The organism is Bacillus cereus group sp. MYBK14-1, from assembly GCF_051916885.1.
In the GTDB taxonomy this organism is placed as follows: domain Bacteria; phylum Bacillota; class Bacilli; order Bacillales; family Bacillaceae_G; genus Bacillus_A; species Bacillus_A cereus.
Genome location: NZ_JBQAHM010000027.1, coordinates 1 through 26125, shown reverse-complemented (window position 1 = coordinate 26125; position 26125 = coordinate 1). Strand labels below are relative to the sequence as shown.

Sequence of the window (26125 nt, the reverse complement as noted above, 5' to 3'; positions counted from 1 at the left end):
AGGAACAACACCGTTACAATCGAATCCGATGGAGAGCAAACCAATCACAACACCACAGTCAGGAACAACACCAATACCAGCAAATCCGGTTGAGAGTAAGCCAGTCACTACTTCCCATGTGAGTAAACCACAAAAACAAGTAGAGGTAAAACAAGTTAATCAACAACAAACTAAAAATGTCCCTAAAGTAAATAATCAACAACAGGTAAAAGAAGGGGCAGCAATTAAAAAAGTTGAAACGAAAGCACAAACACAACAAGAGGCTTTAAAAAATGTAAAAGCGAAAGAAACGATAAAACCAAAATAATTCAGCTCGTGAGGGAGGGTTTATACATTGAGTGCGGAACCAAATCGCGACTTTGAAAATGAACATCATCCTGAAGCTGAACTAGGGAATGCTAAGCCTGCCTTGAAAAAGGCAGGCCATTCTTTAGGAAAGGCGGCTGGAAAAGGATCCAAAATAGCGGGTAAAGCAGTTGCACAAGTTGGTAAGAAAGTAGCGGTTAAGGTAGCTCAAAAGGCAGCTACAGTTGCTGTTGCAAAGCCATTATTAATAATAGCCGGTGTTATTCTGGCTGTTGTTGCAGGTTTAGGTATAGTCATATTTTTATTAACTGCTAGTATGAGTGAAGATGAAGTCAGTCCTGGAGGAATTGGTGGTCCTTTTGCCCCAGGTACAGCAAGTGTTAGTCCTGAAGTAATGAGATGGGAGCCATTGGTAAGGAAATATGCGGCACAGCATGGTATTGAAGCAATGACTCCTTTAATTCTTGCTCTTATCCAACAAGAAAGTTCTGGAACACAATTAGATGTAATGCAAAGCTCGGAATCACAGGGGCATCCTCCAGGGTATTTTACTGATCCAGAGGAAAGTATAAAATATGGTTTAATGCATTTTGCTGATTGTCATAAAAAATCCAATGGTGATCAAAATACCACATTACAATGTTATAACTACGGAACTGGATACGCTAACTTTGCAGTTTCGAAAGGTGGATATACACACGAGAATGCAAGAGCATTTTCTGCAGAGCAATCAGCTAAAAATGGGTATAAATGTGGTTCGTGGCGAAGTGCAGAGGCTGTAGCTAATAATTGGTGCTATGGTGATCCCGATTATGTCCCACATATTATGAGATACTATCAACCTGGACAAACTCCTGGTGGTTCTGGTGGAATTGCTGGTGGTAGTGTTTTAGGTGATGATGTATTCCAAGCAATTATGGCAGAAGCACTAAAGTATCAAGGATGGCCATATGTTTTTGGAGGGCGAACGCCAAATACATCATTTGACTGTAGTGGAATTATTGAGTATACATATTCAAGGGTTGGTATTAATTTATTTGGTACTGCACAAACCCAATGGGATAAAACCCAACATGTAACAGATCCTAAGCCAGGAGATTTAGTATTTTTCCATAGCACTTATGCTACAAGTAACTACATTACGCATGTTGGCATTTATGTAGGAAATAATACAATGTATCATGCTGGCGATCCAATTGGCTATGCTGATTTAAGTAAACCGTATTTTCAACAGCATTTTGCAGGGTATGGTCGTGTAGTTAGATAATAGTGCATGTAACACCTAGCAACTTATGAAACTGCGAAAAGGAGGTAAATCATGAAGAAAATCACCATTATACTAACAATTTTATTAATAGCTAGTATAGGTTTCTTAATAAAATATCAATCTGATAACGAAAAACTTAAAACTGATAATATAAAATTAACGAAAAAAGTGGAAAAGGTGGAGGCACAATACATCGATACGAAAAAGGAATTGTCAGCTCTAAAGAGTAATAATCAACAACAAGTAAAAGAAGCTGCAGAACGATTTCTTAAAGCTTTCCGTACTTATGATACAGGTAAAGGCGAATCTTACCTTGCTAATATCGATGCATATATAACACCAAATGCAAAGAAAGAATTAACACCACCAGGTGAACCAACGCAATCTGCTCCTGGAACTGGAGATGAGAAAGAAAAGAAGAAAGTTTCATTTCAATCTGAATACACAGGTGGCGAGTTGTATTATGCATTTTTGGATACTACAAAAGCAAATGTATTGGCAAAAGTGAAAAGTAAAATTACAGTTAATGGTGTTTCATCTGATAATATGTCATTAATGCAAATAAATCTTATCTATGATGGAAATAAGAAATTATGGCTTGTCGACAAGCTTATACCTTTAGCAGATTTAAAAGATCGTATGCCTTAGGATTTGTACACACTTAACATGTAGATTAATAAAAAAATCCCCCTCTTTTTATTTTTTATAAGAGGGGGATTTTTGGGATTTTGTAAACTTAAAATAGGGACGTGAAGTAATTACTAATGTAGGGGTGTTTTATCTCTTTAATTATGTAGATAACACCTGATGTTAAGGGGGGGATAAGTTGAAGAAAGGCACCTTAGGGTGTCTTTTTTTACATACATCGCACTTTTTAATAAAATAATATGGTTCATTTTATATAAAAATATTATAATATTAAATGATTTCATTAGAGTCATACAATCAGGGAGGATACCCCATGTTGAAACATAAGATTTTTACGAAGTTTAAAAACAGTATTTCGCTGCATATAGTAGTCTATTGCTAGCTATGATTATGATGACTGGCTGCGAAGAAAAAGAAGATGCAGCGAATCATCGACATTTAATTTATTTATCCTTATATAAGGAAAATACATATAAAAAGGCGGGAGAAATTTGAAAAAATTCTTGATGAGTTTTTCTATTTTATTAATCGCAACCTTATTATTCGGTTGCAGTAACGAAACATTCGATAAAGCGGTAGAACAGGGGAAATTAGCACTGGCAAATAAGGAATATACAAATGCAAATGCTTCATTTGAAATTGCATTAAAAGAAAAAAAGGACGAGGAAGTTCAAACTTTGCAAAAGCAAGCATCCAAAATGGAAAAAGCGCTAATCGCAAAAGAAAAACTCGACATCGACAATGCAATTAAGTTATTCGACCAAGTTTCAACCATGAAAGACGGTTTAGAGACGGTGAAAAATGAGGCGAAGAAGGAGAAAGAAACACTTACTCAATATAAAGATAAACGTGAGAATTACAATAAAGAATTACAAACAGCTCAAGACCTTCTAGACGAAAAGAAATTTGATGAATCAAAGGTAATATTGACAAAAGTACAACAAGAAACAACTTCAGATAAGATGTTCACGGAACAAAATCAAAAGGTAACGGAACAGTTAGAGAAGCTGGAAAGAGAGAAAAATGCAGCAGTGGAAGAAGAAAAACGACAAGAAGAGCAGAAAAAAGCAGCGGAGCAAAAGAAGCAACAACAAGCAAAAGAACAGCAAAAGCAAACCGCTCAAAGCAGCAAACAAAAGCTCTCTCCTACAGATGCAGAAAACAAAGTTAGAAAAACTTTAAACATTACCAACAATTCTAAAGTTTACTGCGAATACGAAAGCGTTGAAGGTGAAGAGTATGTCATACATGTATATCAAATTGTGTCAGACAAAGAAGGCGGACATACAGCAACTTATGGTTGGTTCAATGTGAATTCTAATACTGGTGAAGTTCATAAAATGTAATTTTAAATCAAAATGATTACATTTTTTATGGTGAAGTGGAAATCAGATGGGAGTCCAATACATATTATTAAAGTAGTTCAAGTCGGAGGAAGGCACCTTAGGGTGTCTTTTTTTATTTACCTTCGACATAATATGACAACATGCGAATAAATAGTTTGCTATTATCATATAGAAATCTTACATTTATCTACATAATATTATTATATTTTAAAGTTTTTAAATGTGAAAATTTCCTATGTAAATACATACCATTTAGGGAGATGGGGAAAATCATGAAAAAATTATTAGTTTCAGCAACAGCGGTAACACTATTAACAGTGGGGTACAGTTCTGCTGCATTTGCAGAAAAAAATCCAAACGACAAGGATTGCGGTCACTTTAAAAACAAACAAGAGGTTATGGAATTCTGGCACAGCAATGGATACAGTGCAACTAACGATCCTCATGATTTAGATCGTGACAATGATGGCTTACCTTGTGAAGTGAAAAAAGGGGACTACGATCAATTTGTAGCTAGCAAACAAACTACTAAAAAGGATGAAACAAAACCACAAGAACCAGTTAAACAGGAAGATACTAAAAAAGAACCTGTAAAACAAGAAAATACACAACAAAACAACCAAGCAACTAACAATAAACAAGAGCAAACTAAACAAACAGCTGTAAAGAATGAAACAAAAAAACAAGGTGAAAAATTACCTAATACAGCATCAAACGGTGTTACGATGATGCTAGCAAGCGCTGCTTTAGTATTAGCAGGTTCAGTTCTTGTATTCCGTCGTAAAAAAACGAATGCCTAAACTAATACCTAAAAACGGCAGGAATATTCCTGTCGTTTTTAATGTGGAGTGATAAGTTTGAACAAACTTGTTTGGTTGGGAGCTTTATTAATTACTATCGGCTCTTTTACTTTTGTTTATTACTTTATAGATTGGTATGACGCAAGAAAAACTGTTGAAGCCTTAACAAGTACTGAAATTCAACAATATAAAGATATACAACCTGTTACTAATGATAAACAAGATGTCAAAAATGAAGCACATAAAGAACAATCCCAACATGTTCTACCAAATCAAGAACCTAATCTTACAAATACTAGTGAACCATTACCAGAATCACCAAAACAAATCCCAGCTTCTCAAGTTCAACATCAAATAGGAGAACAAATTGCCTACATGGTTATACCGAAAACTAAACAGAAATATCAAGTTTACTGGGGTGCTGATGCTAAAACTTTAAAAAAAGGAGTAGGAATGTTTGTTAGTGACATTACAACCACTCCTTCTGGAAATGGACATACTGTTTTAAGTGGACATCGTGATACGGTATTTACTAATTTAGGAGATTTACAAGAAAATGACTATATTTTAGTTGAGTATGATAAAAAAATATATACTTATCAAATTCAAAAACACTGGATTACAGATGCGAATGATCGTACCGTAATTATCGCAAGAGATAAACCAACATTAACACTAACTACATGTTATCCATTTAACTATATTGGGGATGCACCTAAGCGATACATCATTGAAGCATCTTTGGTTACTATTAATTGAGAGTGAGAGCTATTGCTCTCTTTTTTATTTTCGTCGACATGATACAACAAAACAGTTATTACTGGATTTGTTATGCTTGGAGGAGAAATTCTACATTCCCTATAATCGGAGGAAACAAATTATGCAAAACTCATTTTATACAAAGTGGTGGTTTTGGTTTATCATTGCCGTTGTCGTAATTGTTGTTGTTGGCGGAAAAAAAACTAAAGAAGAAGCTACAACAACTCCAATCGAACCCAAAAAAGAAATAAAACAAGAACAACCCAAACAAAATGTTCAAATTCAACCAGAAAAGAAGGAACAGCCTAAACAAGATATTCAAGCTCAACCAGAAAAGAAAGAACAACCTAAACAAGATGTTCAACAATCTGCATCGGGATTTACAAATCCTATAAAAAATATCGATAAAACAGCTGCTATGAATGCCGTCAAAGAAAAAGCAAAGAAAGACTTCCCAGATGATTACATGACACAGAATTATGTAGCAGATGAACAATCTAAGGCGTTTGATTATCTAAATGGTATTGAACTCAAATCTCAGGAAGAACTAAACGTTATGAAGAAAGTGATCAACGACTTCCCTAATGACTTCATGACTACTAAATATGTTTATGAAGAACAGATAAAGGCTATGAACAAACAGTAATAAGATACTATACTGTTCTTTTTTTCTAATTAAAGATATGGATAAATACGGTGAAACAATATTCGGATGGGGATCCAATACATATTATTAAAATTAAGATGGTTCAAGTCGGAGAAAGGCACCTTTGGGTGTCTTTTCTTTATGCATAAAAAAGCCTTATCTTCCTATAAAAAAGATAAGACCTTTATATACTACCTATTATCCGATTCATCAATTTTATTATAAACACATTTAGCTTCTCCAAAAAGACCGCCAGTGTCCTATTCTCCACCATAATACGCATACTTCCCAGGTGAACCATTATCTCGTATACTTGGATATGATTTTAGTTTATATTCATAAACCTAAACCATAAAAATATAACCAGATTACCATGATTAGAATTCCCATAACAGTAACTAATAGGAGTTTACCATCCGCACCTGTAATAACTTCTTTTAGATTTTCTTTTGCTTGTTGTTTCTTTTCTCCACTTGAAAAGAGATAAATAATGAAATAAGTAACCACTAAGAAGAATGAGAATATTATATCTATCATTACTTATGTACCTCCTAATATATATGTACCTTTAATTAACCAATAATTGTCTTATACATTATATCAGCTAGGGTACATAGAAGTATAACAAATTATTTTTATAATTTAATTTATTAATAGTAACGGCATTAATACAAGATAGTCCAAGTCAGAAGAAGGCACCTTAGGGTGTCTTTTTTTCTACCTATAAACGCTTAATTGTTATATAATAATATCATTGTATTTTAGGAGGAACATAAATGAATAAAAAACTAATCATTGGAATTATCGCTGTACTAGTAGCTAGCATTGCTTCCGTAGCTATTTTTAAAGATTCCAAATCAGAAGATATGAAACCTAAGTATTCACAAAAAGATATGGATAAACTTATTGATCAACACTTTAATGAACAGCAAGAATTAAAAACACAAATCAAAGAGTTGAAATCTAAAGTAGACTCCTATGAAAAAGAGCAAACTAGGTCACTTCAAAAGACCACACAACCGAGTCAAGAAAAAACTGAACCAGCTGAAAATGCTGATAAGGTTACATACGAAAAGGAAATTAAGCCTACTATTGATGAAATGTTAAAGGAATATGATGAAATTTGGAATCAGGATTGGAAAACTATTTGGGGAGAAGGAAGCAAGGACCCTGAATCTCTTGACAAGAACGCTTTAAAAGAGAAAATGGAGTCAGTTGCAAATCGTTATGATGCACTTTCCAAGAAAAATACAGAATTTAAAAGCGGCTCAAAGTTAACTGATCCTGTATTAAAAGAAAAGATTGAGAAATTCAGAGAGGAGTTTGGACTGGCAGCTAACTATAGAAGTAATGCTGGAAGAGCTGTAAATCAAGGGATAAAAGGTTTAGCACCAATGAAAGACAGAATGAATGAAGCTCAAAAATCAGTCAAGCTTTCTGATCAAAAACTAAGTAACGCTCTAGCTAGCTTAAATGAAATTGAATCAAAATTGGGTATTAGCCGCAATTAAAAATCATAACACAAAATAACTTAACATAGTAAAATAATATTTGGATTGGCGTCCAATACATATTATTAAAATTAAGATGGTTCAAGTCGGAGGAAGGCAACTTAGGGTGTCTTTTTTTAGTTTAGTAATACTAAGAAATGATTCTCTCCTAAAAGAAAAAAACTCGTACTTATTCTAAATACAATTAACAGAAAAATAGTAAGAAAATAAAAAAATATACATTTATATAAAATTCTTAGAAAAATATTGAAATTTAAAAAGATTAGGTGTTACGTCATTAACTTTAGGAATGTTAAGTGGAGTGGTATTACCAAGTGATTCTTATGCAGCAGACAATTCTACAACACAAGTACAGCCTTTTAAATCTAACATGCCTCAAACAGAAAGAATATTAAACTTTACAGATACTAAACCAAGCAAACAATATTTAACTGCAGAGGAAATCAAGTCAATTGATGTATTTGCTTTAAATGCTATTTATGAAGAAGTACAACCTCTTACATTTAGTAAATCTGAAGACGAAATTAATCAAATAGTTGCTGAAAAAATTAAAAATCATCAGCCTGTATCACGTGCAAAAGCTGCAGCAGATGAATATTATATCCCTGTATTCGGAAAGATAAATTCCGCAGAAATTAAGCTAGCTACAAGCAACCCTTTTGAGTTTACAATCTATTCAGCTTGCGCTGTTACAGCTTGGAGATCAGCAGAGAATTACTATGGTGGCAACTCACTGTATCAAGGAAATGGCGATGCATATAGACATTCCTATTGGAATGATTCCCTAGTTAAACGCATGGGTGGAACTAAAGGACGTGACTTTGGAGACACACGAGCGAAGATTTGGACAGATGCTCACGAAGCAAACTCTAGTGGGATTGATTTAGAAATGGATTTACATAATAATTGGATTGGTAGAATGCTTGCCTACAACAACTATTCTTGGAGTTTAGAACAGTACAGCAATCATTTAAAAAATGCCGTAGCAAATGGCGGTATGGCTAGAATTGTTAATGGACAACTAGTTAGAACAAATGGGGACAGAAACAACTAAGAAAAGAAGATTGCTCATTTGTGTAAAACATAGTAAAATATGAAAAAACCTGTAAATATACAGGTTTTTTCATATTTTCAAACAATAATCATGATTAAATAAAGGTGTGATGAATTTGAAAAAGAAAATTATTATTCCTGTATGCCTATTAATTTTTAGTTTGTTAATAGCATATTATTTTTATCAAAAAAATCAAAATGAAGAATTCGTTAGATGGGGCGATAGCATACATACTGTTGACACTGAAAAATTAAAAGAGAACGATATCGAATACAAAATTGAAAACGATAAAGTTTATATTCCGAAAAGTTCTCTTAGAAAAGCAACATTTTGCTGTACCTAATACCTAATAAGGATACAGAGTTAAATTATATTTGGATTGGCGTCCAATACATATTATTAAAATTAAGATGGTTCAAGTCGGAAGAAGGCACCTTTGGGTGTCTTTTTTATTTTTGTTCGACAGAATATGACAACATGCGAATAAATAGTTTGCTATTATCATATGGAAATCTTACATTTATCTACATAATATTATTATGTTTTAAAGTTTTTAAATGTAAAAATTTCCGATGTAAATACATACCATTTAGGGAGATGGAGAAAATTATGAAAAAATTATTAGCTTCAGCAACAGCGGTTACATTATTAACAGTGGGGTATAGTTCTGCTGCATTTGCAGAAAAAAATCCAAACGACAAGAATTGCAGTCACTTTAAAAACAAACAAGAAGTTATGGAATTCTGGCACAGCAATGGATACAGTGCGACTAACGATCCTCATGACTTAGATCGTGACAATGACGGCTTACCTTGTGAAGTTAAAAAAGGGGACTACGATCAATTTTTAGCTAGCAAGCAAACTACTAAAAAAGATGAAAACAAACCTCAAGAACAAACTAAGCAAGAACCTGCTAAACAAGAAAACACTAAGCAAGAGAATTCAAAACAAAACAACCAATCAACAAATAATAAACAAGAACAAACTAAGCCTCAAACAACTGCAAAAGAAACAAAGAAAAATACTAATACAGTTGTGAAAAAAGAAACGAAAAAACAAGGTGAAAAATTACCTAATACAGCATCAAACGGTGTTACAATGATGTTAGCAAGCTTAGGCTTAGCATTAGCTGGATCTGTATTAATGTTCCGTCGTAAAAAGACAAACGTATAAAATAGTTCCTTAAAACGGCAGGAGAAATCCTGTCGTTTTCAAATGGAGTGATAAAAATGAATAAAAAGCAATGGATAGGCTTATGTTTAACTGTTATTGGACTAACTATCTTTTCCTATTATTTTCTAGAATGGTATGGTGCTAGACAATCAGCAGAGTCGCTAACGACCAACGAAGCGAAACACTATGAGACCTCCACACCTTCTAAAGAAAATGAAACAACAAATATCAATCAAACAGAGACAAACACTGAGACTTCATTACAACCTGCAGAACCTGTACAAATTCCAACTTCAACGGTAAACCATCAATTAGGAGATAAAGTAGCATATTTAATTATCCCTAAAATACAAAAGAAATATTCTGTATATTGGGGAGCAGATGATAAAGTACTAAAAAAGGGTGTAGGTATGTTTGTTAGTGACTTAACTACTACACCATCTGGAAATGGTCATACAGTTTTAAGTGGACATAGAGATACTGTTTTTACCGAGCTTGGTCAACTAAAGGAAAATGACCAACTTATCGTGGAATATGAAAATAAAACATATACATATGAAATTAATAAGCATTGGATAACGGATTCAGAAGATCGAACAGTTATTGTAGACAAAAGTGAGCCAACATTAACCTTAACAACTTGCTATCCTTTTGACTATATAGGAGACGCTCCAGATCGGTACATAATTGAATCATCTCTACTTTCCATTCGGTGAGGATGGGAGTCCAATACATATTATTAAAATTAAAGTGGTTCAAGTCGGAGGAAGGCACCTTAGGGTGTCTTTTCTTTATTTCTCAATATAAGAACTTTAAGGATATGCTATTATTTAAATACAAATTCCCTTTTGTGCACTGAGATAGTAATACCCAATAAAAAAGCCCACCTATTTCCGTAGGTGGGCCTTGCCTTTATTACACAATACCAAATTATACTCGTATTTTTTCATCAACTTTATGCAATTATACATATTCATGAAAATTACACCAAATAAATATTACATGTAGTAAAATATAAATTGTGGATACATTCTATAAAGCAGATTCCTTTGAAAGACGTAACATATTGATCTCAAATCTCTTGATATTTTGTGAACTAACAATCTGGTGTATATAGACGATTCTGTTTTATAGGATGTGTTTACACGTATAACAAAGGGGTAATACGTGTATATTTATATAAAATTAAAGTAGTTCAAGTCGGAGGAAGGCACCTTAGGTGTCTTTTTTCTTATCTTTCGACAGAATATGACAAATTAAGAAGGTGTAATTTGCTATTATCATCTTATTATCAATATAAACTGTTATAAAAAGGAGATATACATGCTAGAATTTAAAGGGCAACTAAGTACACTAGTAGTCACACCAACTAAAATTACTATTAAATACTCTCGTTTGATCGGTAGGGGATCTAAAGAAATCCAAATCAAAAGTCTTACGGGTATACAATTCAAACCACCAGGCTTCCTTTCACATGGTTATATCCAATTCGTTTTCCCTGGAAGCTCTGAAGTAAAAACTAGATCCACCTCTGACTTGGCAAAAGATGAAAATACTGTCATGTTTAATAAACACGAATATAACAATTTCTTAAAAGCAAAAGATTTAATAGAAGGGTACATGAACGAACAAGAAAAAAATACTTTCGCTTCTAATGACCATTCTTCTACAACAAATCCTGTAAATACCTATTCTGTCGCTGACGAAATCACTAAACTAGCTGCATTGAAAGATCAAGGGATTCTAACAGAAGAAGAGTTTACAGCAAAAAAGAAACAACTATTAGGAATATAATAAGGGGGCTTCGGCTCTCTTTTTTATTTCCATTCCACACTATATGACAATATACAGATGTTTATTTTGATATGATTATCCAGAAATCTTACATTATGTGATTCTCAAAATCTATATTATTTGAAAAGAGGCCCGATTATGGAAGCATTAATGGCATTATTCTTTTTAGCCGCACTTATATTTTTAGTATTGCTAATTGTCGCTGCTATTAGAAGAAAGAGTAAAAAGAAACTCGCTATTTCAGCAATTTCTTGTTTAATTTTATCGATGGTATTTTTCTCACTTTCTCCTAAAAGCGAAAAGGCTAAAGATACAAAAGTAAAAACAACTGCTGCTGAAGTAAAGCAAGAGGACAAAGATAAGCAAAAAGAAAATGAAGAAAAACAAAAAGCTGAGGAACAGAAAAAGTTAGACGAGCAAAAGAAGTTAGAAGAACAGAAAAAAGAAAAAGGCTGAAGAGCAAAAGCGATTAGATGAACAACGCAAACAAGAAGAGGCTCAAAGACAACAGGAAGAACAAAAGAAACAACAAGAAGCAGCTCAAGCAAAAGAACAGGAGCAACAAAAAGCTGCAGCTAATACAGCACCTCAGCAACAAGCTGCACCTAAACAAGAGAAAGTTCACTTTGCAAACTGTACAGATGCAAATAATGCTGGTTACTATGATATAACTCCAGATAGCCCAGCTTATGCTTCGCATTTAGATCGTGATGGCGATGGTGTAGCTTGTGAACGAAATAAAGGACATAAAAAATCTAGTAAAAAACATTAGATTGAAGAATAAGCACTCCTTATGAGTGCTTTTATTTTTTCTCAATGACCAATAATACTTAACATATTATTAAAATTAAAGTAGTTCAAGTCGGAGGAAGGCATCTTAGGGTGTCTTTTTTCGTTTTTGGGGGCGTTTATTTTTATTAAGTTGATGAATATAGGTAAAAATACCCTAATTATCATTAATATGTATAATTGCATATTTTTATATTGTGTTTAAATGTTAAGATTGTTTTGTATTAACAAAGGAGGTAATAACATGGAAAACTTACAAATGTTAACTGAAGAAGAATTAATGGAAATTGAAGCTGGTGGCTGGTGGAGTAGCTGGGGTAAATGTGCTGCTGGAACTCTTGGTGGAACTGGAACTGGCGTTTTAGGTGGAGCTGCAGTAGGTTCATCTGTTCCTGTTATTGGTACTGGTATTGGTGCTGCTGTAGGTGGAGTTAGTGGCGCTCTTACAGGTGCAGCTTCTGCTTGCTAATACTATATAAATTAACCTGTTAACTTTTAAGTTAATACTGTATAGATAATTAAATCTTTGGTGTTTTTATAAAAGTCAGGGAAAAATATATAGTTAAAAAAGATAAAATAGGTTTAATTCCTATTTTATCTTTTTTTGTTATATATTTAGTTTTTAATTTGTTTCATTAATGTTTTAGCTGCTATAAGTAACATGAAACTGTTGAGGACTAAACCTCCTAAATTCACATAAAAGAGATTCGTTTTTGTGAAATTGTATATACCAATTAATACAAAAGCGAAAAAGATAAGTGTAGCTATTATGAGTGATACTGTTTTTTGTTTATTTGTGTATGTGTTCATCTTTATTCCTCCTTAAAATTATTTAAGAGGTAATAATTGGAAAACGAAATGTATTAACTATTTTTAATGGATACCTATAATTATATAGAAAAAATTAATATATTCAAGCGTACTTATCTGATTAACATTTATTTAGCAATATAAATAATTTTATAACTCATAAAACAGAAAACTATATTTATATATAATAATATAAATTTTTATTAAAATAAAAATATATAAGAGGTAATATATGATATTTAGAAAATTCACATGTATAAAACAAAATGATTTAAAAGATTGTGGGCCAGCTTGTCTTGCAATGATTTCACGTTACTATGGATTAACTATGCCTATTTCAAAAATTAGAGAAATAGCTGGTACAGATTTACAAGGCACAAACATAAAAGGATTAATAGAAGCTGGAGAGAGATTGGGTTTTGAAGTAAAAGGTGTAAAGGCAACGAATAAAAATGCTTTGGAAGAAATTCAATTGCCTGCCATTGCTCATATAGTAGTAAATGGAGGTTTATTACATTATGTAGTGATTCATAAAATTAAAAAAAATAAAATTTATATTGCGGATCCGGAAAAAGGTTTAATAACTTATATGTTAGATGATTTTTGTCAAATATGGACTGGCATTTTGGTATTAATGAGTCCTAGTAAAAACTTTCAAAAAGGAAATGAATCTCAGAATACACTTTCCCGCTTTTTATTTTTATTGAAGGAACAAAAGAGTTTGCTTGTACCTTTATTTTTCACTTCTATCTTTTTTAATTTATTTGGTTTATTAGGAGCGTTTTATTTTAAGTTTTTAATTGATGATATTGTGACTAATCAGTTATTACAAACACTTCATATCGTATCAATAGGGATTATTATATTGTATATTTTTAAAGTTCTTCTTTCTTACTTTCGTACACATATAATTTTATATTTGAGTAGGAGGATAGATATTCAACTAATACTTGGATATTATCGTCATGTTATAGGTTTACCATTGAATTTTTTTGAAACAAGAAAAGTAGGAGAAATAATTTCTAGATTTATGGATGCCAGTAAAATAAGGGATGCTTTATCAACAGTAACCGTTACATTAATGATTGATACAGTAATGGTTACTGTGGGAGCGATTTTGTTATATATACATAGTCCAATTTTATTTGGTGTTACTTTATTATTAATACCTTTTTATATAAGTATTATTTTTGCTTTTCATAAACCTTATCAATCTATTAATCGAGAAGAGATGGAAAGTAATGCAAAATTAACTTCTTATTTAGTTGAATCTTTAAATGGGATTTCAACAGTAAAGTCTTATAATGCTGAAAAAGAAGTGTTTTTTCAAACTGAAAGTCGTTTTGTTAATTTATTAAGGAATGTATTTAAAAGAGGAATGTTATCTAATTTACAGGGATCTATTAAGCTGGGACTTGAGTTAATTGGAGGTACAGTTATTCTATGGGTTGGTGCTTTGCAAGTATTAAAAGGTAATATGACAATAGGTGAATTAATTACATATAATGCACTTTTAGCCTATTTTTTAAATCCAATTGAAAATTTAATTGGAATTCAACCTACTATGCAATCTGCATTAGTTGCTGGAGAACGCTTAAATGAAATTTTTGATTTAGAGGCTGAAAAAAGTGAAAAAGAATACAATAAAGTTTCTCCTAAAAAATTATCTGGAAAACTTGAATTTTCTAACGTTACATTCCGCTATGGAACACGTAAAAATGTTTTAAATAATATAAGTTTTTCTATTGAACCTGGTAGTCAAGTAGCTTTTGTAGGGGAAAGTGGTTCTGGAAAAACGACAATTTCAAAATTATTAATGCATTATTACGAGGCTCAAGAAGGTGACATATATTATGATGATTATCATATTAAAGAAATAAATCGTATTGCATTAAGAAATCAAATTGCATATGTTTCTCAGGAATCATTTTTCTTTAGTGCGTCTATTTATGAGAATTTATGCTTTGGATTAGAACGATTAGTTACATTAGAAGAGATTATAGAAGTATGTAAACAGGCTTGTGTCCATGAGTTCGTTGGTGAATTGCCATTACGTTATGAAACTTATCTAGAAGAAAATGCTTCGAATTTATCGGGTGGACAAAGACAACGTTTAGCAATTGCGAGAGCTTTATTAAAAAAACCAGATATTTTGATTTTAGATGAAGCAACAAGTAATTTGGATTCTACAACTGAAAAAAACATTACGGATATGTTAAAAGAATTAGGTTCGCAAGGAGTAACTGTTATTATGATTGCCCATAGATTAAGTACAATTCAACATGCAAATCAAATTTTTGTAATGGAAAAAGGAAATATTATAGAGCAAGGTTCTCATGAAGAATTATTATTTTATCAAGGAGAATATTATCGACTTTGGAAGAATCAAACGATTCACGTAGAGCATATAGAGTCACAATTTCATAACATGAGAGGTGGCCAATATGAGTAAAATTTATTCCTTTGATCAATTAACAGATAGTGTAGAATTATTAGAACGAAAACCTCCTCGTTTTATTGCCGTATTAATATGTTTCTTATTTTTAAGTTTTATAGTTTTTTTAATTTGGGCATTTGTTGGGAAGATAGATATTGTCAGTAAAGGAACAGCAACGATACAGGGAAAATCAGATATAAGTATATCTCGTGTTCAGGTTACAGGTACTATAGATACTGTTTTTGTTAAATCAGGAGATGAAGTAAAAAAGGGGGATATTTTGATTCAATTAAAAAATCAGGAATTGATGGGTAAGCAAAATCAATTGGATCAAATAGTTAAGCATTTAGAATTACAAAAAGAGATGTTAGAACAATTAAAAAAGAGTATCCAGTCTCATAAAATATCTTTTTCAGATGGTGTGGATCAGAAGATTATAGAAGAATTTAAAGCATATGAGCAAGGTTATCAATCTTTGGATAATGAAAAAGAGAATGAAATAAAGGCTCTAACCGAAAGTAAGATATCAAATGAACAAGATGAGATTTTACAAGGATTAATTGCTGAAAAAGAAAATATTGAACGAGAAATAATATCTATAAAAAAGCAAATAACAAAAGAGAATATTTTAGAAGAACAAAAACAATTGTTAGATGATAAAGTAGATTCTTTAGAATCTCAAAAGAATGGTGTTAAAAAAAGAATTCAACATCGAATAGAATCTTTAGAAAGTAATAGAAAAAAGGTTGATAGCACTAAAAAAGGAAAACAAGAACAAAAGCAAGATTCTTTAAAGCAATATAAAGAAAATACTATTACTTTAGTTAATCAAAGAATTCAACCTTTAGAGCAAGAGATATTTTTGAAGAAACAAGAGTTAGATGGATTACGTAGTCAAAGTGAAACAACAACTATAAGAGCAAATAAGGATGGAATTGTACAGTTCCCTGCTATTATACAGCCAGGTGATTTAATTGATTCTGGTCAAGAAATAGTTTCAATTATTCCAAAAGAAGATGAAAAAAAGGTTAAGGTTTTTTTATCAGCTGAAGAAATAAAGGGAGTTAAAAAAGGAGATAAGGTACAATATTCGTTTAAGTTAAAGAAAACGGATAAACAAACAGGAGAGATACTATATGTATCTGCAAATCCTATATTTAATAAAGAATCTAAAAGTTATATGTATGAATTAGAAGCAACAATTAATACAGAGGAATTAAATGAATTACATACAGGAATGTTAGGTACAGCTTCTGTGGTAACAGGAGAGGAACCTATATGGAAGTTTATATCTAGAAAATTCATGTCATAAAATGGGTAGAAATTATAAGATGTAGAGGAGATTTTAGTCAGTTATGAAAAGATATACATTTGTTGTATTGTTTTTTATTTTATTAGGGATATTTAATCCTTTTAGTAATAATACTTATGCTGAAGTAAATAATTTAGTTTCAAATCAAGATAGTAAGATTTTTAGTATTTTTAAGGATGGAGACAATGTTGAAGAAATTATTTCGAATATAAAAAGAAATAAATTGGTAGAATGGAATAATACAGATTTAAATGAACTGTTAGATACAGTAGATAATATTGGTTTAAATATAATGGATAGAGCAACTTTAAAAAGAGAAATCATTAGGGAATCTGGATTTTTAAATTTTGATTTTAAAGGTACAAAATCTGATGTTTTAGCTTTTAAGGATTTAAGAATAGAAATTATAGAAATTGATGAGCCTATTATGTTATATAGAAGAAGTAAAGCTGGTGAAGTTGAATCTAAATATGGTCTTGGATATTGGTGGGGAGATAAGAAGAGGAGTATTGAAGAGACAAGAAATGAATTAGCTGTATTAGAAGCATGGGGAAATCCACTTAATACGGTATATAAAATTCAAGTGCCAAAGGGTATTAAAATGCTTAAAGGATTAACAGCCCCCCAAACTCAATACCTTAATGGAACAGATATAGTGCAAGAATATAGAAAAGGTGGAGCAACTCAATATTGGATTAATAACGTAAATAACAATTGGCTACAATGAAATATTTCTAGGAGGTCAGCATGAAAAAAGATTATGAATTTATAAAGTTGACTCTAGATTGTGAACATATTATTCAACAAAACATCCCTAGTAATCCTGACGATGCTAAAAGGTATCATTTAATGTTAGAGGAACTAAAAGGCTTAAGAATGACTATGAAATTGAAACAATTAAATACTAGGCTGTATTATTTATCAATAACACAAATGCTTGAAAAAGATGATCCAGAAGAAATACTATTTGCTGTATTAAAGTTAAATGAATTTTATTGTACTTACTATCAAAATGTATAACAAAGCTTAATTATTATAAGTAAAATGGTTTATGGTAAAGGCACTTGAAAGGGTGTCCTTTCTTTTTAGTCCATGATCGATATTACTTAACAGGTAAAATAATATTTGGATGGGGGTCCAATACATATTATTAAAATTAAAGTGGTTCAAGTCGCAGGAAGGCACCTTAGGGTGTCTTTTTTTATAAAAAAGGACTCATAAAATACCTAAAATTAGTAAATTTATATATTAATATAAATTTGTTATAATTAGTAAAGAATTCTATTAATTAGATAGAGAGGATACAATATTATGGGTTATAAATTTCGTAGAATTATCCAAGTTTCCCCGGGTGTGAAAATTAACTTTACATACACAGGTATGGGAGGGAACTCTATTTCACCTGAATCAAGAACAACAACTTATATACCTGGAACTGGAATCTCGTATACACCACGAATAGCTGAGTCAAACAACTATTATATAAAACGAGGGTATCAAGGACCAAACACTTCCTATTCCACTATGGATGAACAAGATTACAATACGGTAAATGCATTTGAGCCAGTAAAAGAAACCCAAACTTACCTTGTTACTGCTTTTCGTAAAAAGGATAATCAAGTAAACTCCGTAGGTAGAAAACTAATGAAACCACTTTCCATAATTACAGGCGTTTTTGCGGGTCTATTCTTAATTACGATGCTTATTATACCTGCTCTAATCATGGCATTCTTTTCTTTCTTATGCTATAAAAATATAAAAACACCATTTGCAGTTGTATGTCCAGAATGTGATGCTGAAAATCTATTCATTTTTGAGGAAGAGAAGATTGCTTGTCGTAAATGTGAAAGTACTCTTATAATCCAAAAATAAATAGTTCTTAAATTAACGGCTTTTTTAGTAGACAAACAATACAAATCTGATTATAAATATAAAAAGATAAAAAGAGGGATAAGTGAATATCATTATTAATTTTGAAGCGTTTAATCCAACTATAAACGACTTAGCTATCAAACTTGCTATGGTACTGTTTATACCGTTATTCTTAGCATTGATTGTCAAAGTGATACTTATGAAATTTATGAAAGAATCAATTGCTGGCAGATTAGCAAGTCTATCTTTGTTATTCTTTATGTACTATGTATTTAAATTTATTACAGCGTAAAAGGCACCTTAGGGTGTTTTTTTATGTATTAAAAGACCTACCTATTTCACTAGGTAGGTCTTTTGTGATTTTGTATTTGCGAACGATGATATTATGACAAAACTCCTTAATCCTCAAGCTCTCTGATCGTTCTTCTGCAATACGCTTAAAATACTAGTCTAAAGTACGAGCAGCTGCATAGAATGATCCAGAACCACCATTTCTGTGAGTAACTTTAAGCTTATATTTTCCTTTTGAAAGAGTATTGTACGTATTTGTAAAACCCTTTCCTGCTGCTAACGATCCAGAACCAATAACATTACCTTTTGAGTCTTTTAAAGACCAGTCAAGTGTACCTTTAGTATTGTTTGTCATATGAACTCTCATATCTGCTTTTTTTACATGCTCAAACGATACTTCTCTTTCACCATTTATCAGACTGAAATCATCTTTAAGTATTTGGGTACGTTGGATAATTGGTGCTGAATTTTTAGTATTATCTACACCTTCTGTACTTGCTGATGCTGCTCCAATCCCTCCAGTTAATGCGATACCAGTTGCTAATGTTCCTACTACTAATTTCTTAAACATAATAAATCCCCCTTAAATGTTTTTTATAACTCGCATCTTAAATGTATCACTTTTTAAACTTTTGTAAATATTTTGAATTTGTAGAAATATTTATTTAAATTTTGTTAATATTGGTAATGCACTTTATCAAATGGAAAATAGAGGGGTTTGTGATGATATGTAATAATGCATGTTCATTCGGCAAAAGAATATGATAAACTCTAACCACCTGTTCTATTTTTTCAGTTATCTTGGAAACCTTACTTCTTATTTACCCAAATGGGAGGCGCTTTATGGCGTCTTTTTTTTATTTTTAAGAGGACCTGCTCAATTCATTCCTAAATACATAAGGTAATGTGAACGCATTAAATCACATGGAATGAACCCTATTTTTACCTTCTGATCTAAAGGAGGCACCATTGTTATGGGATATGGTGGTAGTTGCGGCGAAGGCTGCGGTTTCGCTGGAGGATTTGCTTTATTAGTTGTATTGTTTATTTTATTAATCATTATCGGATGCAGTTGTTTCTGCTAAAAACTATTGGAAAAGGCACCCTTATATGGGCGCCTTTTTGTATATTAAAAACTTATCTATTTCCGTAGGCGGTCTAAATGTGATTTTGCACAATTGAGTTATAGCAAAATCATTTATATTGAAAGTAATTAAAATTAACTTAGTAATCCTAATACCCTAATAATCTCAATTGTTTTATTATCTTTTATTTTAAAATGAAGTCTTTTCCCTATACGTTCACTAATTACAATATTTCCAGAGGCTAATTTACGTAAATGTTGTACAATCAAATCTTCTGTAATTTTTGTTTGCTTACTTAAATCAGAAATTGACAACGATCCATATGTAATCAATTTACAAACAATTGATAATCGAGTAGAATTCCCTAATAACCCTAAAACTTTTATACTTTCGGTATAGAAACTAAAATCCATATGAAAAGCATGTAACAGATCTTCCAACCTCCTAAAATAAGATGAATATCAACCAAAATATCTTAACATAAAAATAGTAAAAAACACCCTAAAATATACCAATTGTTCATTGAGAAAAATGATACTTGAAAGGAAGTCCAATACATATTATTAAAATTAAAGTGGTTCGAGTCGAAGGGAGGCACCTTAGGGTGTCTTTTTTAGTATAATACTTCTAAACAAATAGAAAAGCCTCATTAGTAGAGGCTTTTCATGATATATTCTATTATTTTCTTCCCTCATATAAAGCGACATATTTTCCACAAGATAATTTTTTCCAACCTTTAAAATAAAAAGTAATCCCATCTTCCTTGTATACATTATTAAACTTGTCACCAGGTTGAACAAGATATTTAGTATATACACCATTATTATAAGATACATGCGAGCTATAACATTCGTCATATGGAATATATACGTTTGCTGATGCTGCACCAATTCCTCCTGTCAATACAATACCTGCTGCTAATGCTCCAACTACTAATTTCTTGAACATAATAAATCCCCCTTTAATAGTTTTTTATAACTTGCACCTTAAATGTATCACTTTTTTTATTTTTGTAAATATTTTGAATTTGTAGAAATATTTATTTAAATTTTGTCAATATTGGTAATATACTTTATCAAATGGAAAATAGAGGGATTTGTGATGATATGTAATAATGCATGTTCATTCAGCAAAAAATCGTGATAAGATCTAAGCACCTGTTCTATTTTTTCAGTTATCTTAGAAACCTTACTTCTTATTTACCCAAATGGGAGGCGCTTTATAGCGTCTTTTTTTATTTTCAAAAGAACCTGCTCATTTAATCCATAAAAACATAAAGTAATTTGAATCCATTAAAATACATGAGTGACTCCTTATTTTTCTCCTACTATTTAAAGGAGGAATTATTATGGGCTTTGGTGGTAGTTGTGGTGGCGGTTGTGGCTTTGCAGGAGGATTTGCTTTATTAGTTGTATTATTTATTTTATTAATTATTGTTGGAGCTTCTTGCTTCTGCTAAAAAACTATCGGAAAAGGCACTCTTATATGGGTGTCTTTTCTTTATAAAATTTACATTAAATTAATTAAACTTTATAAAGAGATGTAGTAAAATATAAATTGGGTGGAACCCAGATATATTTGTGCTGTAAGAAAAGTCTTATGTAGATTGAGTAGAGGAAGGCACCTTAGGGTGTTTTTTCTTTTTGTATATACTAAAAAGCCTTGCTATCTTATAACACGGTAAGACCTTTCAACAAACAATACTTGAAACTATATAAATTTTACTTCACATTAAGGTTAGGGAATATTATTATACTAATAAAGTGCTAAATAGTAGGTGTCGAAAATGGAATTTAATGATTTGGGTATTACCATTAAAGAACTTAGAATTAAAAAAAATATATCTCAATCCGAATTATGTCATGGAATATGTTCACAGAGTCAAATTAGCAAGATCGAAAAAGGTGTGATTTATCCATCTAGCATATTGTTATATCAATTATCAGAAAGACTTGGTGTTGATCCAAATAATATATTTGCACTAACTCAAAACAAAAAATTAAAATATGTAGAAAATGTAAAATATGTAATGAGAGATTGCACAAAGCAAAAACAATATAAAGAACTATATGAAATAGTAAAACAAGAGAAAAACCAAAATAATTTCCAATCAAAAGAAGATAAACAATTTCTAATATGGCATGAAGCAATTGCTATATTTATGGTAAATAAATCAACAAAAATTGCTTTAAATCTTTTAAATCATGCATTAAAATTAACTTTAACCAATTCTGATTTTTTATCAGAAAGAGAAATAGATATTATGCAGACAATGGCTATATTTCATGTAGAAAATAAAGAATATGAAAAAAGTATTACTATATTAAAAAGATGTTTAACTAGTTTTAATAAGTTAGATTTTCCTAGAGATAAAGAAATTAAATTAAAAATCATTTTTAATTTAGCAAAAATTTTAGGCCTTACAAATCAACATGAAGAGGCAATAAAATACAATGATATAGGCATCAAATTAGCTATTAATCTAAATACTTTCTACCTATTAGGTGAACTGTACTATGGAAAAGGTTGGAATTTATTAAGACTAAAACAACATAATAAAGAAGAGGTTGCTGATATCATGAAAAAAGCATTATTTATATTTGAACTAACAGAAAAAGAATATCTTATAAAAATGATTAAAGAACACTATTTTGAAAACCAAAATAAAAAAACACTCATAACTTCTTAAAAACTACTTACAAAGCCCACAGGAAACTGTAGTTTTTTAAATCAGAACCATATTATTAAAATTAAAGTGGTTTAAGTCGGAGAAAGGCACCTTAAGGTGTCTTTTCTTTATGCATAAAAAAGCCTCATCTTCCTATAGAAAAGATAAGGCCTTTATATACTATTTATTATAAACACATTTTGCTTCTCCAAAAAGACCACCAGTGTCCCATTCGCCAGCACAATTCAAAGGTGTACGATTGTTTCGCATACTAGGATTTGAAGGTGGTTTATAGCCATTATTTACAATACTACCAACAATAAATATTCCTCCAATTACAAATACCATAGTAACAATTGATAGTGTTTCCTATTAGGACCAGTGACAATGTCGTTTACAACTTCTTTTGCTTCTTGCTAAGGTTCACCTTTTGAAAATAATGAAAGAATAATAGAGATTATAAATATGAAAAATAGCAAGATTATAAATTTCAGAAAATATTTCTAAAAAGCTTAGTTTCTTAGCTAAAAGTAACAATAATTCAAGTAGAAGTATTATTTTTGAACTTTATAAATATTGAACAAGAGAGAGGAGATATTTTTATGGATTCAAAAACTTATGAAAAACTACAGGCACTACGTAGATATAAAGAGCCAATTCAAGCGGTATTGAGAACGGTTAAAAGACACGATAAAGACGATCCAGATACTGAATATGCTGAGTTTGCCCTTGAAAACGGTAAGATTATAGGTGTTTGTAAAAAAGAGGACTTCTCTGATTACTCTTTTAGAAGTATTACACAATTCACAGGTAATATTTTTAATGTAGTAATTACTCAAATGTCTGATGAACTAGATGTAAATAAAGTTCAGGTTTCAGTAAAAGAAGCAAGTAGGAGATCTGCAGATGCTTTAATGCGTGAGTTAATAGAATTGGAGCAAGATGAAAGACTGCAAGAGCCAACCTACGAAGCAGAAGTAACTGGATACAATATGAATGCTCAGGTTCCAACTATATTTTTACGTATCAATGGTGCCGAATGCTTCATGAAATTACATGAACTAAACTATGGAAGAGTGTATAAAAATGCTGTGGATCGTTATGCACCTATTGGTGAACGCATCCCAGTCAAGGTTCTACAATTTAATCCGGAGCAACGATTAATCCACGTTTCTAGAAAAGCAGCAGTGGAAAACCCTTATCAGTTATTATCTGAATTAGCTGAAGGAGATACAATCGTTGGAAGGGTAGTAAATGTTGACCCGCGTTTTGGAGTTTTTGTTGAATTGGACCAAGGCTGCACAATTAAAGGAATTGTCCCTAAAACAATCGAACAGCAAGTATTGGATGAAGTAGTAAGTATGAGAATTGTGAATGTGGATGTAGAAAAAGAGAGAGGGTCGGGGGTTATCTTCAAGTTTCCTTTTGGGCGCAAAAAAGTTAACGACCCAACGGCGTTTCTATATAACTAATGAGTGCGCCACAGGTTTCCGTACAAGAGAATGGAAAGGCGGTTCAATATTGGCTTAATAGGGACCAATCTTTATCACTTTGGGATGACCCCTCTTTGCAGGGGGGACCAATTCTTCCAGATAAATTTAAACCACTCACAGATTTACGTAGTATTTATGACAGGATTAATTCAGGTTTTATAAATGAAAAAGATAATTTAATACTAAAGCTTATTTGGGATTCATTAGCAATTACTGAAGCTCAAATTAAAAATTTTGTGGAGTCTAAAATTAGTAGGTCTCAGGTTTCAGAATCGCTGAAAAAGCTAGTACTGTATGGATTTGTTAGTAGATGGGAGATAAAATCGGGGCTATTTCCGGATCAGCCTAAAACCTCTGCTCCAATTACATTAAATACTGCTGGTCATTTGATGATGTGGGCTTATCATAACCGTAATACAAATTATTCTTTAAAGCCAGAACAGTGGTTAAAGCTTGGGGTGGCAGGTGTACAAAGATTTGTCACTTTGAATCAGATAAAATATGAGTTTGCAGTAGGCCAACAATTATTAAAAAACTGGTGCTGGTATCCAAAGCTAAAAGGTACTGGTAATGGACATAATCCAATTGCTGTTGGAGAAATTCAAACTCCAATTGGAAATCAAAACTTCATATTTGAAAGGGTACAACAAGGTCAGCGATATGCACAACATTTAAAATCGCGATTGAAAATTTGGGAAGATCAAATTCAAAATGGACCAAATAATGTATTGAATTTCGAAAACACAAAGAGTTTACCAGGAATTTTTATATTATCTATATCTAATCTTGCTTTAGCAGAACATGTTAGAAAGGAGCTAATGTTAGACTTACAAAAGATTCCTATAATGCTTTTAATAGATGAATGTATTCACAGTGAGGGATTCGCAAAATCTTTTTATATCTCAACTCAAAACGGAATTCAGCAAGCACCATTACCATTTTTGAGATAACAAGAGCTACTTCAGGTAAATATGCTGAAGCGGTTCTTTGTTGTTTTAACGATGAATCGATATTCACAACTCAATTTTTGTTTGCAATATATCTAATTTCATTTTTTATAGACTTCAATTAGAGTTGTTTTAATGAAAAAACAATATGTTGAATAGATAATTAAATAAGGCTTTTCTATTCCTTCCTAGAATGAACAGTAATGTATAATCAAATGTCCCTAAATGTAACAAGGGGGCAGTAAAATTTGGTTTATATTCATTTTTTTAGCTATTTTAGTAGCTATTTATGTTGTGGCCCAATATTTTATTATGGATGGATTTCAAACAGGACTTATCAAAATGAAGTTTATGTTTGTATCTAAATTAATTGTTTTTTGGTATATAATGTTATTTATACATATTACAACTAGTATAGTAGCATTAGTAATCGGTCCGTTTACATTATCCACAAAATTTAGAGGAAAGAATATTAACCGTCATCGAATAGTTGGGAGAATCTATATGGTTGATATATTATTAGGCGGCGTTTCAGGACTGTACTTATCCTTTTACGCTATGGGGGATTGGTAGCAAAGCTTGGTCTCGGTTTGTTATCCGTATTTTGGCTAACATCAGCATATCAAGCATTAAATAGAGTTAAGAATAAGAAAATTCAAGACCATCAAAATTGGGTGATTAGAAATTATTCTTTAACCTTTGCGGCAGTTACATTAAGAATTTGGCTACCTTTGTTTGTATTGCTATTTGGATTACAACAGTTTGAAGTTAGTTACACTGTTATTGCTTGGTTAGCATGGGTACCAAATTTAACGAATTTCCCGAAAGAATTCTCCTTCCTCAAGCGTGTGAAGGGCGTAGCCCAACGGTAGTTGGGAGATGAATTTCGGTTTGGCGTAGCCAAAAGGTTTTCCTTTTTATTTTGCCTCTGATATAATCAGTCTTATAAATGATAAAGGCTGGTATATAAATGAAATTAGATAGTAATAACCATTCAGTATTCTTGTTGTATTATCACCTTGTGTTGGTCGTGAAATACAGAAGAAATGTGTTTGATGATGATATGTCAGACTATGCAAAAGATATGTTTGTTCGACTATCTGAAAACTATAACATC

At 31.5% G+C, this 26125-nt stretch carries 30 protein-coding genes and 4 pseudogenes; 28 read left to right on the top strand and 6 right to left on the bottom strand.

Annotation, left to right across the window (positions count from 1 at the left end):
- The 7 genes and pseudogenes from ACTFR3_RS29295 to ACTFR3_RS29265 all read left to right on the top strand — a co-directional run.
- Nucleotides 1-307: pseudogene (locus ACTFR3_RS29295) on the top strand (hypothetical protein); the annotation flags it as partial.
- Between the two features lie 27 nt (nucleotides 308-334).
- Nucleotides 335-1573: a bifunctional lytic transglycosylase/C40 family peptidase gene (locus ACTFR3_RS29290; RefSeq protein ID WP_440045122.1), complete on the top strand. Its 1239-nt coding sequence runs from the start codon at nucleotides 335-337 to the stop codon at nucleotides 1571-1573.
- Nucleotides 1574-1624: 51 nt separating this feature from the next.
- Nucleotides 1625-2221 (top strand): hypothetical protein, encoded by a 597-nt coding sequence (locus ACTFR3_RS29285; RefSeq protein WP_078386613.1) that lies wholly within the window; start codon nucleotides 1625-1627, stop codon nucleotides 2219-2221.
- Between the two features lie 491 nt (nucleotides 2222-2712).
- A complete protein-coding gene (locus tag ACTFR3_RS29280; protein ID WP_200462468.1) occupies nucleotides 2713-3567 on the top strand; it encodes a hypothetical protein in 855 nt (284 codons plus the stop codon).
- A gap of 272 nt (nucleotides 3568-3839) precedes the next feature.
- A complete protein-coding gene (locus ACTFR3_RS29275; protein ID WP_025118678.1) occupies nucleotides 3840-4367 on the top strand; it encodes an excalibur calcium-binding domain-containing protein in 528 nt (175 codons plus the stop codon).
- A gap of 57 nt (nucleotides 4368-4424) precedes the next feature.
- On the top strand, nucleotides 4425-5126 hold the full coding sequence (locus ACTFR3_RS29270; protein WP_440045121.1) for a class D sortase: 702 nt from the start codon (nucleotides 4425-4427) through the stop codon (nucleotides 5124-5126).
- Nucleotides 5127-5247: 121 nt separating this feature from the next.
- Nucleotides 5248-5772, top strand: a complete 525-nt coding sequence (locus ACTFR3_RS29265) for a hypothetical protein (RefSeq protein ID WP_071732376.1) — start codon at nucleotides 5248-5250, stop codon at nucleotides 5770-5772.
- Between the two features lie 336 nt (nucleotides 5773-6108).
- Here ACTFR3_RS29265 and ACTFR3_RS29260 read toward each other — a convergent pair whose 3' ends face one another.
- Nucleotides 6109-6309: a hypothetical protein gene (locus ACTFR3_RS29260; RefSeq protein ID WP_000565399.1), complete on the bottom strand. Its 201-nt coding sequence runs from the start codon at nucleotides 6307-6309 to the stop codon at nucleotides 6109-6111.
- Between the two features lie 239 nt (nucleotides 6310-6548).
- Here ACTFR3_RS29260 and ACTFR3_RS29255 point away from each other — a divergent pair, with 239 nt between their 5' ends.
- From ACTFR3_RS29255 to ACTFR3_RS29220, 8 genes and pseudogenes are all read left to right on the top strand, one after another.
- The gene (locus ACTFR3_RS29255; protein WP_440045120.1) at nucleotides 6549-7283 is read left to right on the top strand and encodes a ribonuclease; all 735 of its coding nucleotides are present in this window, start codon (nucleotides 6549-6551) and stop codon (nucleotides 7281-7283) included.
- Between the two features lie 301 nt (nucleotides 7284-7584).
- Entirely contained in the window at nucleotides 7585-8337 is a 753-nt protein-coding gene (locus ACTFR3_RS29250; protein WP_440045119.1) for a DUF6973 domain-containing protein, read from the top strand.
- A gap of 115 nt (nucleotides 8338-8452) precedes the next feature.
- Nucleotides 8453-8680, top strand: a complete 228-nt coding sequence (locus tag ACTFR3_RS29245; RefSeq protein WP_048538528.1) for a hypothetical protein — start codon at nucleotides 8453-8455, stop codon at nucleotides 8678-8680.
- 266 nt (nucleotides 8681-8946) lie between these two features.
- Nucleotides 8947-9510, top strand: coding sequence for an excalibur calcium-binding domain-containing protein (locus ACTFR3_RS29240; protein ID WP_048538529.1), 564 nt, complete (start codon nucleotides 8947-8949; stop codon nucleotides 9508-9510).
- A 56-nt stretch (nucleotides 9511-9566) separates the two neighbouring features.
- Nucleotides 9567-10226 carry a class D sortase gene (locus ACTFR3_RS29235; protein ID WP_017657758.1) on the top strand — a complete coding sequence of 220 codons (660 nt, stop codon included), beginning with the start codon at nucleotides 9567-9569 and terminating at the stop codon, nucleotides 10224-10226.
- 607 nt (nucleotides 10227-10833) lie between these two features.
- Entirely contained in the window at nucleotides 10834-11304 is a 471-nt protein-coding gene (locus ACTFR3_RS29230) for an SHOCT domain-containing protein (RefSeq protein ID WP_322367633.1), read from the top strand.
- Between the two features lie 267 nt (nucleotides 11305-11571).
- Nucleotides 11572-12076, top strand: a pseudogene (locus tag ACTFR3_RS29225) (excalibur calcium-binding domain-containing protein).
- A gap of 261 nt (nucleotides 12077-12337) precedes the next feature.
- The gene (locus ACTFR3_RS29220; protein ID WP_017657761.1) at nucleotides 12338-12562 is read left to right on the top strand and encodes a Blp family class II bacteriocin; all 225 of its coding nucleotides are present in this window, start codon (nucleotides 12338-12340) and stop codon (nucleotides 12560-12562) included.
- Nucleotides 12563-12708: 146 nt separating this feature from the next.
- On the opposite strand, the gene ACTFR3_RS29215 is transcribed toward ACTFR3_RS29220, so the two are convergent.
- Nucleotides 12709-12903 carry a hypothetical protein gene (locus ACTFR3_RS29215; protein ID WP_048538531.1) on the bottom strand — a complete coding sequence of 65 codons (195 nt, stop codon included), beginning with the start codon at nucleotides 12901-12903 and terminating at the stop codon, nucleotides 12709-12711.
- A 232-nt stretch (nucleotides 12904-13135) separates the two neighbouring features.
- Between ACTFR3_RS29215 and ACTFR3_RS29210 the strand changes: the two genes are divergently transcribed.
- From ACTFR3_RS29210 to ACTFR3_RS29185, 6 genes are all read left to right on the top strand, one after another.
- On the top strand, nucleotides 13136-15355 hold the full coding sequence (locus ACTFR3_RS29210) for a peptidase domain-containing ABC transporter (protein WP_322367634.1): 2220 nt from the start codon (nucleotides 13136-13138) through the stop codon (nucleotides 15353-15355).
- Nucleotides 15348-16652: an HlyD family efflux transporter periplasmic adaptor subunit gene (locus ACTFR3_RS29205; RefSeq protein WP_048538533.1), complete on the top strand. Its 1305-nt coding sequence runs from the start codon at nucleotides 15348-15350 to the stop codon at nucleotides 16650-16652. The genes ACTFR3_RS29210 and ACTFR3_RS29205 overlap by 8 nt, the downstream gene beginning before the upstream one ends.
- Nucleotides 16653-16695: 43 nt before the next feature.
- Nucleotides 16696-17379 carry an autotransporter gene (locus tag ACTFR3_RS29200; protein ID WP_440045118.1) on the top strand — a complete coding sequence of 228 codons (684 nt, stop codon included), beginning with the start codon at nucleotides 16696-16698 and terminating at the stop codon, nucleotides 17377-17379.
- Nucleotides 17380-17399: 20 nt separating this feature from the next.
- Entirely contained in the window at nucleotides 17400-17672 is a 273-nt protein-coding gene (locus ACTFR3_RS29195; RefSeq protein ID WP_017657767.1) for a hypothetical protein, read from the top strand.
- A gap of 291 nt (nucleotides 17673-17963) precedes the next feature.
- Nucleotides 17964-18524: a DUF4236 domain-containing protein gene (locus ACTFR3_RS29190; RefSeq protein WP_440045117.1), complete on the top strand. Its 561-nt coding sequence runs from the start codon at nucleotides 17964-17966 to the stop codon at nucleotides 18522-18524.
- An 82-nt stretch (nucleotides 18525-18606) separates the two neighbouring features.
- The gene (locus ACTFR3_RS29185; RefSeq protein WP_001021325.1) at nucleotides 18607-18816 is read left to right on the top strand and encodes a hypothetical protein; all 210 of its coding nucleotides are present in this window, start codon (nucleotides 18607-18609) and stop codon (nucleotides 18814-18816) included.
- Nucleotides 18817-18969: 153 nt separating this feature from the next.
- Here the strand turns inward: ACTFR3_RS29185 and ACTFR3_RS29180 are convergent, their stop codons facing one another.
- Nucleotides 18970-19386: a hypothetical protein gene (locus ACTFR3_RS29180; RefSeq protein WP_070179588.1), complete on the bottom strand. Its 417-nt coding sequence runs from the start codon at nucleotides 19384-19386 to the stop codon at nucleotides 18970-18972.
- A gap of 403 nt (nucleotides 19387-19789) precedes the next feature.
- On the opposite strand from ACTFR3_RS29180, the gene ACTFR3_RS29175 reads away from it, so the two are divergent.
- Nucleotides 19790-19900, top strand: a complete 111-nt coding sequence (locus tag ACTFR3_RS29175; protein ID WP_000540371.1) for a YjcZ family sporulation protein — start codon at nucleotides 19790-19792, stop codon at nucleotides 19898-19900.
- Between the two features lie 134 nt (nucleotides 19901-20034).
- Here ACTFR3_RS29175 and ACTFR3_RS29170 read toward each other — a convergent pair whose 3' ends face one another.
- A complete protein-coding gene (locus ACTFR3_RS29170; RefSeq protein WP_139848241.1) occupies nucleotides 20035-20313 on the bottom strand; it encodes an ArsR/SmtB family transcription factor in 279 nt (92 codons plus the stop codon).
- Between the two features lie 265 nt (nucleotides 20314-20578).
- Nucleotides 20579-20848, bottom strand: a complete 270-nt coding sequence (locus tag ACTFR3_RS29165) for an LCI fold-containing protein (RefSeq protein WP_000473809.1) — start codon at nucleotides 20846-20848, stop codon at nucleotides 20579-20581.
- A gap of 400 nt (nucleotides 20849-21248) precedes the next feature.
- On the opposite strand from ACTFR3_RS29165, the gene ACTFR3_RS29160 reads away from it, so the two are divergent.
- Nucleotides 21249-21359, top strand: a complete 111-nt coding sequence (locus tag ACTFR3_RS29160) for a YjcZ family sporulation protein (protein ID WP_000505681.1) — start codon at nucleotides 21249-21251, stop codon at nucleotides 21357-21359.
- 327 nt (nucleotides 21360-21686) lie between these two features.
- Nucleotides 21687-22589: a helix-turn-helix domain-containing protein gene (locus ACTFR3_RS29155; protein ID WP_440045116.1), complete on the top strand. Its 903-nt coding sequence runs from the start codon at nucleotides 21687-21689 to the stop codon at nucleotides 22587-22589.
- Nucleotides 22590-22748: 159 nt separating this feature from the next.
- Here the strand turns inward: ACTFR3_RS29155 and ACTFR3_RS29150 are convergent.
- Nucleotides 22749-23062: pseudogene (locus ACTFR3_RS29150) on the bottom strand (hypothetical protein).
- A 108-nt stretch (nucleotides 23063-23170) separates the two neighbouring features.
- On the opposite strand from ACTFR3_RS29150, the gene ACTFR3_RS29145 reads away from it, so the two are divergent.
- The 4 genes and pseudogenes from ACTFR3_RS29145 to ACTFR3_RS29130 form a co-directional block, all read left to right on the top strand.
- Nucleotides 23171-24040, top strand: coding sequence for an RNA-binding protein (locus ACTFR3_RS29145; RefSeq protein WP_440045115.1), 870 nt, complete (start codon nucleotides 23171-23173; stop codon nucleotides 24038-24040).
- A complete protein-coding gene (locus ACTFR3_RS29140; protein WP_017658225.1) occupies nucleotides 24040-25011 on the top strand; it encodes a hypothetical protein in 972 nt (323 codons plus the stop codon). The genes ACTFR3_RS29145 and ACTFR3_RS29140 overlap by 1 nt, the downstream gene beginning before the upstream one ends.
- Nucleotides 25012-25320: 309 nt before the next feature.
- Nucleotides 25321-25820 (top strand): annotated as a pseudogene (locus ACTFR3_RS29135) (DUF2306 domain-containing protein); the annotation flags it as partial.
- 158 nt (nucleotides 25821-25978) lie between these two features.
- Nucleotides 25979-26125 (top strand): transposase (locus tag ACTFR3_RS29130; RefSeq protein WP_194803789.1); only part of this gene is annotated, 147 nt, incomplete at its 3' end.